This is a genomic window from Stieleria magnilauensis (assembly GCA_007753675.1).
GTDB classification, from domain to species: Bacteria; Planctomycetota; Planctomycetia; order Pirellulales; family Pirellulaceae; genus Stieleria; species Stieleria magnilauensis.
In genome coordinates, this window is record CP036432.1 from 5,424,863 (window position 1) to 5,436,417 (window position 11,555).

The window sequence follows — 11,555 nt, forward strand, 5'->3', positions numbered from 1 at the left end:
AGTTTCATCCACCGGCCTCGTCGAAAGAACGCACTGACGAGGCCTTTTCAATAAATTTTCCGAATTCGTCAAATAGTTTTCCGCTGTCAGAGGTTACATGTTCTTTTGAAAATACATGCGCTGGAACATCATCCCCATACCACCATGCAGCTTTCCAGCTGTACGAGATGGCTCGCGGTGCACTTGCCTTGGTGCCACCACCATACTGCGTATTTTTTCCCGCATCCGCGATCCAGCGAGTTAGCTTACCTTTCTCGGCATCCTTCTCCTGTGTCCAGCGGATTTCGTTGATGACAATTGCGTTTGTATCACCATCCAGCAAATCTGCATCCTCTTTTGTGACTGCAATTTTACTCGGGCGGAACTCGTACCGTTTATCTAAAGTGCAGTGGAACCGATTCTTTCCAGGACCTTGAACGACCGCAATTATATTGCCTTCTTGCGTTCGTTCTGCGGAAACAAGGTTTGAACTCAAGAAGTAGTGTTCTTCACAGAGTCCCCTGGCTTTTCCTGAACTAATCCCGTACGCAAATTGGATCATCGCAAGTCGAGAGTCCAGGCATAAGCCTCTGAACCGATACTCTCCCTTCTCCTCATGTGGATCAACATCCTTCACAGGGCTGCCGCATTTGGTATACGACCACTTGTTCTTCGTGAAGAGCCGGTCGTTCGTGTAGAAAAAAGGCAGAAACTGTCCGTTCACAGTCGCATCGTTCGCAGACCAAACGCGGACCTGCCTTTCCCCCGACTTATTGTGCCCTCTGGCATAGAAACCGACGAACTCAAAGACACCATTCGCGTTGGGCTTCGCACGACCATCGTTCATATATGAACCCGCGTAGCAAGTTGCGAATCGCGTCGCGGATTGAACCTCCATGTGCATCTCATCGATTATGGTTCCTGCAATATCTTCAGGTTTCTTGGCGGCCTCTCCAAGAATCCCCAGCTGCTGAGGATAACAGGCGGAAGGTATCATCAAGCTGACACCTAGAGCAACGATAAAAACTGTGTTGGCTTGATACATGACATCTCCCGCCTAGAAAAGAGAATCGATTTGTGAAGGTTATGTGCAGGGTAATTCTTCGCTAAATACGGCTATGACGTCCATCGTAAAATCTGCGATGTCGCCGACGCAATCCCATTGACCTGGACTGGTTTCTTCGCAACGCGGATCGCACTCATAGTGGATTGTGCCTGCGTGCGGACGCTCGAAAAACGATTCGTGCCGCCGCTAGTCACTTTGTTCCATGCGGCTATGTCGCTCGTGGAGTTTTGCCACTCGCTGTAGTCAGGACCGCATGTTCCGCTTGAGCTTTGGGGGAAACAAGTGAAACATCTGACGGAAGGACCCGTCGTGGGTGTGTACCGAGCGTTACATGTGGTGTCTCCCGCGTACACGCAGCAATCTTGAGCATTTGCTACCGAAACGGCAAACAAAGTCAACACGACGATAGCAATAGGCAATCGCATCTTCTCACCTCGAGTTTTCTGCGTGGTAAGATGCAGAGTGAAATGTGCTCGACTCGGTGTAGTTCTACTTTGCATGTCCGCGCAGAAGGCATAACAATCGACCGAACAGTGATTGCCCTGTCGCGTTTAAAGCTTGTCGTACTGGTGGGCGGGTGAGTGACCAATCGTATAACCAGTCGTAGAGTGCAGAGTGGCTTGACTGGAAGTCAGTGTGCCCAGTTTTCTCGTTTATGTCGCCGACTGTGACTTTGCAAATCATCGCATGAGGGGGAAAAATCGCGTTGCCGCAGCTCATACATCGGCGGTTGAAGCAGTGAGAAGGTGGCACATATTCTCGCTGATAGGGAACTCCGATGCAAATCCACGACGATCGCACCAAAATTAGGCTGCAAACAGGAGTTTTTCGAGAAAGTCAGTGTTCCAGCCAGCGATTTTGCGTTTCCGCTTGAGACTCTTCTTCCGAGTGTCCCGCTTGAGGAGCGTTGTGACAAACCGGCGAGCAGAGCTCATGTTCGACGTCGCGTTTTTGGTTCGGAGCCGACTGGAGTCTTCATGAAACACCACATCGAGAACCCAGTGCATGCTCTCAATCCCCCAATGCTTACGCGCGCAATTTGAAAATTCACGCACCCTTGCCGGTCGGCTTGATATGTAATACCGGACATCGCTTGATTGCTTGTCGCCACGAGTGGTGCATGTATTCGCTTGGCAAATACTTTTGGCTCCCTTCCATTGGTCGGTCAGTTCGCGGAGCGCTTCGGGAATCGGGCAAGTCGCATAGAAGCGTTCTTCGTCTCGCCCGGCCTGCTTTCCAAGCGTGGTGATGGTTCGAACACCGTGGTCTTTGAGCCCTTCGTTGTGGGCCATCTCAAAGTAGTCAGCGATGGCGGCGCAAAGCTTGGGATGGTTGTCCTTGACGGCGAACACATAGTCGCCACCTTCTTCGATGATCTTTTCAGCAATCGACTTTTGGCATCCCATGGCATCGAGCGTCACGATCGAATTGCGCACGTCGATCAGATCGAGCAATTCGGGAATCGCCGTGATTTCGTTGGACTTGGAATCGACCTCGGTTTGTCCGAGCGTGACACTATGCTCGGTGGCCCAGGCACTGACGATGTGAATCGCGTTGGATTTTTCCGCATCGGTATAGGACCCTCGCACCGTCTTGCCATCGATCGCCACGTGGATGGGACCTGTGTGATTTTTGGAATCGCAATCGGAAGATGCATGGGCAAGTTCACAAAGGTGCGAGTGCCACTGCAGAAGCGCCTTTTGAAACTCCGCGGGCTTTATCAACGACAGCACTCGCGTGATGGTGTCGTGAGAAGGGATTCCAGCTTCAAAGTCAGCGAACTTGGAGAGCCAGTCGAGTTTCTCTCCACCGAAGCTTTCGATCTCATCGGGACCATCCGCGCCTGCGATGACCGCCGCGACAACCAAGAATAGAATCGAGTTGAGCGGATGGATCGTCCGTCCGGCAACTCGCGGGTCGCTGACCTGATCAAAACACTCGTGAAACACGTCAATTTGGGAAGCCATTGCCATCTCCATACCAGGGCAGTGAAAAACCAGTCCGGCTGAATTTATTGGCAGAGGGGTTCACCAAGGCAAGACATCAACGAATACTGAAACCAGATTTTGGTGCGATCGTCGTGGATGCAAATCGAGGAACCGGGCTATCCCAGGCGGGGCGTTGTTTGTGTTCCACGGAGTCCCCAATGACCTTACTGAGCAGCGGAGGGAAGATCCTATCAATAGGATCTGAATCGTTGAGCTGATGCGCATCGCCGCCATGCTTAAATCATGACAGACCACCTCTTCCTCCTCGAGCTGCAACAACTTCGCCGTGACGTCGTTGCCGCGATGCGGGCGACGTTTTCCGGTGGGAAACGTGGTACGGCGGAGTTTTCGATCCGCAATCGTAGCCATCGGATGGAGTCGCTGGAGGATTGCCGGAAGTTTCTACAGTGGATCAATGAGGAGATCGGGCGGTTGGAATCGGTCTCCAATAGGGTCCCCACTCGTCACCGGGCTCGATTGACCAAATGATCGCTCTGAACGGTTCAAAACGACATCGTAGGCCAGGGGACCGGAAGGCGGGTTCGCGGCTTGAGCGGGTTGCTTATGCGATCGACGAGGCGATCTTCACCGTTGCGCCGACTTGGGGTGAGCGGCGGATTGCTTCTCGGTTGAAACGCCGGCTGCTGGCCGAGCAGGCCACTCGAATGAAGGGGTTCGGGCGGCGGTCGCGTCATGCACATCCGTCGGTTCGGTCCGCTCCGCATCGTGACGGACGTTGGTTCAATGATCACAGTGGGATCAATGATCAGTTGGAAGAAAGCCAGCAGGAGATGCAGTTCCGAGCTCGGGAGCTGTATCAGTCGAATCCTCATGCTCACGGCGCAATCGAGGGGCGTGTTTCGCACGAGATCGGAGTCGGACTCGGCTGTCGGCCGCAGATCACCGAAAGCAAGATCCTGGACAAGGAACAAGCGGATCTTGCCAATAAGACTCTTAAGAGGATCTGCAAACGCTGGAGCAATCGTGGCGTCGACCGCGCCCGTCGGCAATCGCTGGATGAAGCGCAGCGGCTGATCTGCCGAACCTACGCGATGTTCGGCGAAGCGTTCGTATTGTTCCGTGACGCTCCGTTCCAAGGCCCAATCGGATTGACGGTGGAAGTCATCGATCCAATGCGGGTCGAAACGCCCCCGGACTATCGCGACGACGAGAACGTGCGGATGGGGATTCGCTACCACGCGAAGACCGATCAGATCGTCGGGTACTACATCCGCAAACAGGTCCAAAACGGTAAACGCTACGACGTCGAGTACGAATTCGTCCGACGTTACAACTCCGCCGGCCAAGAGCAAGTCGTCCACTTGTTCGAGTCGATGTTTCCTGGACAAAAGCGGGGCATCCCGTGGCTGTGCGCGGCGTTCGCGTTCCTGAAGGATCTGGACGACTTCCACGAAGCCGAATTGATCGGCAAGCAGATCGAAGCCTGCTTCGGGATCGTGATCAAAACCGGCAAACGCGGCGGCACGCCGGCGGAAATCTCTGCGGGGATGGCGTCGGGCGAGTTCGACGAACAGGGCAACCCGTTCGAAGAGATCTTTCCGGGGATGGTCGAACGGATCAACAGTGACGATGACCTGGTCAAGGTCGATCCCTCGCGGCCTGGATCGACGTTCGCGCCGTTTGTGGAAGCTTCACTGCGGGCGATCGCGGCGGCGTTGAATTATCCGTACGAGCTGCTGGCCAAGAATTTCTTTCGGACGACGTATTCGAGCGGCCGGCTGGCGATGCTGGACGGTCGAATCGGGTTTCGGATGCGCGCCCAGGCGATGATCCACCAAGTGCTGAAGCCGCTGTGGCGTCGGATCGTTGACGATGCGTTCTTTTATGGGCACATGGACGACGTGACGGATGTGTTGACTTACACGCGGCATCCGGAAGAGTTCCACGATCATTCGTGGGGCGGGACGTCGTTTGGTGCCGTGGATCCCGAAAAGGAGGTTTCGGCACACGAGGTCGCGATCAACAGCGATCAGGAAACGCTGTCGGAAGTTTATGCCGACAAGGATCAGGATTGGCTGGAGGGGATGCAGCAGCGGGATGTCGAGTTGCGCGAGAAGATCCGGCTGGAGATCGCTCGGGAGAAGTGGGAGGTTGAGGAGCGGGAACGGGCTGGGTTGCCAATCAAGCAGCGAGATGGGAGTGGGGAGGTGGGAGAGGGGGAGAAGACCGGTGGAGTAGCTGCGTGAAAAGAAGGCTCTATGATTGATTGACCATCGAGTTCAAGACCACGTTCGAGATGATAGCGCCAACCAGCGTGATCACCACCACCAAGAATACGATTGTAATCCACTCGCCAACTGTATGCCGACCAAGTCGCTTTGGCACTGTGCCGTCAGAGTCGTGTGGTGGTATGTAGGGATTCATGGCGACTGCCATTCTATCACAATGCTGGCCCCCTCATCCCCAGCCCTGGTATGCCCCTAGATCGTGAAAAATCTAGACAAAGACCATTCGAGTGCTCAATTGGAAGAACTTTTCAACACTTCCAATTTGTAGAGAACTCAAATGGCCGTTACGAAAAAATCTAGTCGAAAATCCGCCTGCAAGGCTACCAAGCGACGCTACATCGGAAAGCCATCCGGTGTCATCCAGGAACGAGTCCAACAGGCAGGCCCTCAGAAATTCGGTATCGTTTCGGTGGACTGTGCCAAGCGACGGTCGATCTGGATGCTCTGTGACTTCTTTGGTCGTGTCATTGTCGAACCAACTTCGGTCGAGCACAGTGCTGGCGCTCTCGCAGCAATGGTCCAACTCGTTGATGCAGCTTGTCAAGCCGAAGGGATCCTCGACTCCATTGTCGCCGTCGAGATGACCGGTGTCTACCACAAACCCGTGCAGCAAGCGTTTCGCAAAGCGGGGTACGACACAAGGACGGTTCACCCCTTCGCGTCTTCGCACTATCGAGAGACGCTTCACCCCAACAATAAGACTGACCCTAACGATCTCGAAGCGATTTTTCACGCCGCCATCAACGGATACGGATTGGCGATCTTGCCCGTTGATGAAACCCACCTGTCACTGCAACGTCTTTGTCGGCAGCGTCGCAATTTGGTCAAGCAACGCGCACGGGTGCAAGTACAGTTGCGAGCGTTATTGCATCAATCCATGCCTGGCTACGCGGATCTTTGGGATGATGACAAACTCTTCAACTGATCGATTGCGATGATCATCGCGAAACAATTCCCGTCTGACGAGGCGATCAAAAAAGCGAAGCAAACCGGCATGGCAAAGTACCTTCGCAAGAACAAGACTCGAGTTCAAAAAACAACACTCGACAAGATCTTTGCGTGGAGTGCTCAGGCAGTTCAACCCGATCCGTTGTACCCGTTGTTGACCAAGCAATGGAAACAGCTAAATGAGATACGCGAATTGCTCAACGAACAGATCAGCCAGATTGAACAAGAAACGGCGCATTTTCTCGTGAAAACGCCATATATATTGCTTCTCTCTGTCACTGGGATCAACGTTGTTTCCGCAGGTGAGTATGCGGGCGAAGCTGCACCGATCGAGCACTATGCAACTGCCATTGCGATCAACGGACGCGCCGGGCTTTACCCTGCTCGCTACCAAAGTGATGAAATTGACCGAAGCGGTTCCGTCGCCAAAAACTGCAATCGTCGACTGCGTTCCGCTTGCATTCTCGTTGCAAAGAACTTGATCAAATGCCATCCGTACTACCGTGGCTTGGCTGCTTTGTGGAAGAGCAAAGATATCTGCACGCTCGATCGCCAGTGTCGAATGGCTAACCGAGCTAACCGAATGGTTTTCCAGATCGTCAGCGGACGCCAAGTGTGGCGAGGTAAGCACGTCGACCGGGAGTGCCTGCTGAAAAAGCTATGGAAGTTTTATATCGAACACGGCACGCCGCTTGATCAAACGGTTGCTGATATGAATGAAGCTCTCAAGTGGCTTCCCAAGTCGGTCTATAGCGAAGAAGCAAAACCCTTCGCCAAGCTGGCAAATAAAAAACGCCGCGGAGCCGTATCGATCGGCGATCTGCTCATTCCTCTTCTGGTTCGACTTGGAGTTCGTCAGGCATCTAAGGTAGAATCAAACTCGTCCGAAGCTTAGGGCCCGCGTTGACTTGTCGTGCTTTCACTTGCACACTGATAACATCGTCTACAGCCCGAGGGCAGACGCGGCTTCTCGAAGCTGCAGTCAACAAGCCCGTGGAAGAAGTGTGATGCTCTGTCAGCGGTTCAAACGCCGGATAAGACAGTGTGAGGCTCCTAAGCTTCGGATATCTACCAGGGTGGCGAGACTGAACCATTCATGCTGACTGAGACGTGCTCAGCAAGCCGACAAGCCATTGGACTTTAAGACTAAAAAAAGTTACCGTAAGGTAATGCCGCTAGGCGTTCGCGCGCACCTCGCCAATGCGAGCTAAATCAAGTTCGGCCATGACAGTGCTTCTCCCCCGCAAAGCCGGGGGAGAAGGGTGCCAGGGTAGGTGCGTGAGGGTGTGCGATGCCAGCGGGACGCGTGAGCGACCGGCGCGTGATGGGGAATGCTGGCGCGGGTAGGCTCGAGCCACTGGCTGACGCGGCGTGCTGGGGTGGCTCCTACTAATAGGACTCGGGTTGTTGTATTGGGGTTTGGGTGCGGGATGATTGGGGCATGGAACTTGCCAAGGTCACTGCTGAGCCCACAAAACTGCGTGCGACGAAGGTTGCTTCGGATGATCGGATCGGTGTGGATCGTGCCAACCGACGGATCAATGGCTATGTGGTCTGCGAACAGGGACCTTGTAAGAGCAAGGGCCGCGGCGAGTTTGATGTCGAGGCGCTGCAGACGATCGTTCAGCTGGGTAATGAACAAACCAAGGGAGTGAAGGTTCACTTCCAACATGAATCCTACAGCGACGATGGTTTGGGGAAGCATGTTGCTCGGGCGAAGAATTTTCGCATGGATGAGCGGGACGGACGAAAGATCGTTCGCGCGGATGCTCTTCTGACCGAAACCGCGATGAAACACAACGCGACCGGCGGAAAAACTCCGCTGGGCGTCTTCCTGTTGGATGCCGCGGACGAAGACCCCGGATCGTTTCAGTCCAGCGTCGTGATCAGCACCGACAAGCTGGAACGCGAAGACGACGAACAGGGAAACCGCCGGCCGCCATTGTTTCGGCCGACCAAGCTGTGGGCATCGGACTTCGTCGATGAAGGCGATGCCGTGCACGGTGATCTGTTTGGCGTCGAATCGCTGAGCAACTTCATGGAAGGCAGCGACCGCCGCGTTTCATCGAAGCTTGCCGTCGTGCTGGATCAGTACGTTGACAAACTCTTTCCCGACGCGCCGGCCAATGTGCTGTCCGCACGGATCGACGGGCTACGCGACCGAATTCTTGAAAGCCGTTTCGGCCCAAAAAAACCAAACCCCAAACCGGAGACTGATTCCGTGACCACGACGACGACCGAAACCGCTTCGAACCAGCCGGACACGTCCGCTGTCGATGCCTTGTCCGGCAAGATCGACCAACTGACCGAGCAACTGGCCGCCAAGGATGCGTCAGAGAAGGCGGAAAAGTCGCGCACGAACACGATCGCGGCGCTGGGGAAACTGGCGGGATTGGATGTGACCGAAGAGCTGGCCGGCGACCTGTCGGTTGATGATGCGATCCAAAGCCTGGCGAAGCGGAAGCAGGAAAGCCACGTGTCGCTGGGGCACGATGACGGTGCCGGCGGAAAGAAGCTGACCGCGAAAGAGACGCTCGGCAAGGAGTTTGAAGAGCGGAAGGAATTGCTGCAGGCGGCGGGTTGGTCCAAGGCGGATTGGATCAGTTTTACAGCCGGTGAGCGGGGGATCGATCTTGGGGGTGACTCGGACGAGTAGGTCGGCAGGGGAAACGCTTCTGATGAGTGATCGGAAGGCGTCCTCCCCTCGCTTCGCTCGACCCTCCTGCCAGGAGGGTGACTTTCTAAGCGAGTTTGAAACGGTGACACGGAACTTACTTCAACAGAACTGAATCATGGCTACGACTCTGAATCAACGCATCCGAATGACTGGCGGGACGGGCGGTCTTTCGTCGGGACCGGTCGCCGCGGGAATCCGGCTGCCGCATGGCACGTTGTGTTTCATCGACTCGACCGGGCATCGCACCAACGTGATCGCCGCGGGGGCGAACCGCTTTGCCGGGATCGTTCACAGCGAAGCGGACAACGCGGCGGGGGCGGACGGCGACCTGGATGTGGAGCACTACATCAAACACCGATTCGTGCTGCCGTTTCCCGGCGGGATCACGCAGGCCGATGAGGGCAAGAAGGTCTATGCCAGCGACAACTGGACGCTGACGCTGAGTCCGACCAACAACTCCTACGTCGGCACGTTGGAAAAGTTTGTGGATGCGAACACTGGTCAGGTCGCGATCGATTTTCAGGCGGTGTGAGCGTTGATTGACAGGCTGGAAGCCTCTCCCACTTTTTTAGGACATTTTGCGGATGACGATTCACAACAACGCTCTGTACGCCGAGGTCGGCAACCGGGTCCGGCACCAGGTTCAAGTCGGACTTGAACGGGCAGAACGGTTCTACCCGCGGCTCTGCACGGTCATCGACTCGACGCAGGACTCGGAAAACTACGATTGGCTGGGCGCGTTCCCCGAGGTCTACGAATGGCTCGGGGACATGGTGTTCGATCAACTCGCCAGCGCCGAGTTCCAGATCCGCAACAAGGATTGGGCGAACGGTATCCGGCTGCCGAAGAAGAAGATTGATGACGGCAACTCGGGGTATTTCACCCGGATGGGTGAGGGCCTTGTGGAGATGTTCGCACGGCACCCGGACAAGGTGTTGTTCCAATTGATGGCCGCGGCCGAAACGATTGAGTGTTTCGATGGCCAGTTCTTTTTCGACACCGACCACGTCTGGGGCGACAGCGGCGTGCAGTCGAACCTGTTGACGATCGACGTGTCGGATCCGACCAAACCGACCACGGAAGAGTTGCTCGACGCGGTCACGCAGGTCCTGCTGAACATGCTGACGTACAAGAACGACCGCGGCGAACCGTTCGTGTTTCCCACGGCACATGACTTCAGTGACCTGGTCATCACCTGTTCGCCGAATCTGTGGCCGATATTCGACAAGGCGTTCCAAGCCAAGCTGGTTCTGGAAACCAACGCGGCCGGCACCGCCGGTGCGGCGGTCGACAAGTTCACGCTCACCCGTCCCGAAATCATCCCGTTGGTGCAGTACACCGGGAACCAGTTCGATGTCTATCGAACGGGACAATCGATCAAGCCGTTCGTGTTCCAAGATCGTCAAGCGATCACGATGTTCACCAAGAACTATGACGACCCGGAAGAGAAGGATGTCAAGGTCGGTGGTAACGGGCGCTACAACTTGGGCGTGTTGGCCTGGTGGTTGGCCAACCGCGTCAAGTTGGTTTGATCCTGAAACGCTGAAACAAAACCCGAATCCAACGCAAACTGATCCGTTCACCAACCTGAGTCGTCGCCTGATGTCGAAACCCGTTCTGACTGTCGCACGCCATCCCGGTAAGAAACAGCCCTTTCACCGTGCCGTGCGTGACAAGCGCGGCAACGTCAAGAAGGTCATCACGTTTGATCCGGACCAGCCGGTCGGGCTTTCGAGCGAAGAGGCCGAGTTGGTCAAACGTGACATAGGTCGGGCGCTGGTGATCATCAAGGCGGACGAAAAACGGCCCGGCCGATTCATCGTCGACTGGGAAACGACTCGCGGTGTGTTTCACACAATCCACAAGCAGGAGTTGGAGGTCAGTCCGCGAGCGCGGCGGGCGATCGGGACCAGTGACACTCCGCCGCCGAGTGTGATCGATCTTCGTCGGGACGGGGCAGGTGCGAAGGACGTCGATGGATCCGGGGAGGATGCTGATTCTGTTTCGATCGAACTGCCGGATGAATTGGTCGACTTGCTCGAGCGAAACGGTGATTCGCTTCCCAGTCCGCTTTCGGTGGACTCGTTGACTCAGTGGATCAGTGACGGTGGCGAGTTGGTGTTGCTGGACGGGTTCACTGTTGATTCGGCGAGTGCGGTTCACGAGGCGCTGGGCTTGGACGCTCCGGTGGAGACGACTGACGGTGACGAAGACGTTGATCCCGGTGATAAGTCGAAGCTGCTTGCCGCGGGGTTGTCGGCGGAACTTGCGGAGGCTTTGGCGAAGAACGCGGATAAGCATGCTTGGGTGATGGATCCGGAGCAGATCAACTCGAAGGTCGCTGAGGGGTTTGACCTGACGAAGTTGACCGACATCGCCGGCGGTCGGGCGAAGCAGATTCGGACGGCGCTGGGGATTGTGGCGGCGAAGTGAGACTACGGGACTCCATGCGTCACCCTCCTTTCCAAGGAGGGTCGAGCGCTAGCGAGGGGAGGATTCTCCCAGGCAGCCCTCTCCTCGCTGGCGCTCGACTCTCCCAGGGGGAGAGTGACTTGAGATTCGCCTGACGGCGGTAGACAGACCAATAGAAAACCTGCGGCTAAAGCCTGGACACCAACGGTCGATCGAAAGCGGCTAAAGCCTGGACA

At 55.7% G+C, this 11,555-nt stretch carries 10 protein-coding genes; 8 read left to right on the forward strand and 2 right to left on the reverse strand.

The window, feature by feature from the left end; genetic code table 11:
- Window positions 1-4 precede the first annotated feature (4 nt).
- Complete coding sequence (locus TBK1r_RS18940; RefSeq protein WP_145213992.1) at window positions 5-1,024, reverse strand: hypothetical protein; 1,020 nt, start codon at window positions 1,022-1,024, stop codon at window positions 5-7.
- An 827-nt stretch (window positions 1,025-1,851) separates the two neighbouring features.
- Window positions 1,852-3,024 (reverse strand): ISAs1 family transposase, encoded by a 1,173-nt coding sequence (locus TBK1r_RS18945; RefSeq protein WP_145213995.1) that lies wholly within the window; start codon window positions 3,022-3,024, stop codon window positions 1,852-1,854.
- A gap of 252 nt (window positions 3,025-3,276) precedes the next feature.
- Between TBK1r_RS18945 and TBK1r_RS18950 the strand changes: the two genes are divergently transcribed.
- The 8 genes from TBK1r_RS18950 to TBK1r_RS18985 all read left to right on the forward strand — a co-directional run bounded on the left by TBK1r_RS18950 (window position 3,277) and on the right by TBK1r_RS18985 (window position 11,340).
- Entirely contained in the window at window positions 3,277-3,522 is a 246-nt protein-coding gene (locus TBK1r_RS18950) for a hypothetical protein (RefSeq protein ID WP_145213998.1), read from the forward strand.
- Complete coding sequence (locus TBK1r_RS18955; RefSeq protein ID WP_145214001.1) at window positions 3,519-5,240, forward strand: phage portal protein; 1,722 nt, start codon at window positions 3,519-3,521, stop codon at window positions 5,238-5,240. Before TBK1r_RS18950 ends, TBK1r_RS18955 begins: the two co-directional genes overlap by 4 nt.
- A 319-nt stretch (window positions 5,241-5,559) precedes the next feature.
- Entirely contained in the window at window positions 5,560-6,207 is a 648-nt protein-coding gene (locus tag TBK1r_RS18960; protein ID WP_145214004.1) for an IS110 family transposase, read from the forward strand.
- Window positions 6,208-6,216: 9 nt separating this feature from the next.
- The gene (locus tag TBK1r_RS18965) at window positions 6,217-7,125 is read left to right on the forward strand and encodes a transposase (RefSeq protein ID WP_145214007.1); all 909 of its coding nucleotides are present in this window, start codon (window positions 6,217-6,219) and stop codon (window positions 7,123-7,125) included.
- 546 nt (window positions 7,126-7,671) lie between these two features.
- Window positions 7,672-8,886, forward strand: a complete 1,215-nt coding sequence (locus TBK1r_RS18970) for a hypothetical protein (protein ID WP_145214010.1) — start codon at window positions 7,672-7,674, stop codon at window positions 8,884-8,886.
- Between the two features lie 136 nt (window positions 8,887-9,022).
- The gene (locus tag TBK1r_RS18975) at window positions 9,023-9,439 is read left to right on the forward strand and encodes a hypothetical protein (RefSeq protein ID WP_145214013.1); all 417 of its coding nucleotides are present in this window, start codon (window positions 9,023-9,025) and stop codon (window positions 9,437-9,439) included.
- 52 nt (window positions 9,440-9,491) lie between these two features.
- Window positions 9,492-10,439 (forward strand): Mu-like prophage major head subunit gpT family protein, encoded by a 948-nt coding sequence (locus tag TBK1r_RS18980; RefSeq protein WP_145214016.1) that lies wholly within the window; start codon window positions 9,492-9,494, stop codon window positions 10,437-10,439.
- Between the two features lie 70 nt (window positions 10,440-10,509).
- The gene (locus TBK1r_RS18985; RefSeq protein WP_145214019.1) at window positions 10,510-11,340 is read left to right on the forward strand and encodes a hypothetical protein; all 831 of its coding nucleotides are present in this window, start codon (window positions 10,510-10,512) and stop codon (window positions 11,338-11,340) included.
- Window positions 11,341-11,555: the final 215 nt, after the last annotated feature.

What these genes read in the sequence shown, in the direction of transcription:
- TBK1r_RS18940 (WP_145213992.1), bottom strand. Translation starts at nt 1,024, where the DNA reads ATGTATCAAGCCAACACAGTTTTTATCGTTGCTCTAGGTGTCAGCTTG.
- TBK1r_RS18945 (WP_145213995.1), bottom strand. Translation starts at nt 3,024, where the DNA reads ATGGAGATGGCAATGGCTTCCCAAATTGACGTGTTTCACGAGTGTTTT.
- TBK1r_RS18950 (WP_145213998.1), top strand. Translation starts at nt 3,277, where the DNA reads ATGACAGACCACCTCTTCCTCCTCGAGCTGCAACAACTTCGCCGTGAC.
- TBK1r_RS18955 (WP_145214001.1), top strand. Translation starts at nt 3,519, where the DNA reads ATGATCGCTCTGAACGGTTCAAAACGACATCGTAGGCCAGGGGACCGG.
- TBK1r_RS18960 (WP_145214004.1), top strand. Translation starts at nt 5,560, where the DNA reads ATGGCCGTTACGAAAAAATCTAGTCGAAAATCCGCCTGCAAGGCTACC.
- TBK1r_RS18965 (WP_145214007.1), top strand. Translation starts at nt 6,217, where the DNA reads ATGATCATCGCGAAACAATTCCCGTCTGACGAGGCGATCAAAAAAGCG.
- TBK1r_RS18970 (WP_145214010.1), top strand. Translation starts at nt 7,672, where the DNA reads ATGGAACTTGCCAAGGTCACTGCTGAGCCCACAAAACTGCGTGCGACG.
- TBK1r_RS18975 (WP_145214013.1), top strand. Translation starts at nt 9,023, where the DNA reads ATGGCTACGACTCTGAATCAACGCATCCGAATGACTGGCGGGACGGGC.
- TBK1r_RS18980 (WP_145214016.1), top strand. Translation starts at nt 9,492, where the DNA reads ATGACGATTCACAACAACGCTCTGTACGCCGAGGTCGGCAACCGGGTC.
- TBK1r_RS18985 (WP_145214019.1), top strand. Translation starts at nt 10,510, where the DNA reads ATGTCGAAACCCGTTCTGACTGTCGCACGCCATCCCGGTAAGAAACAG.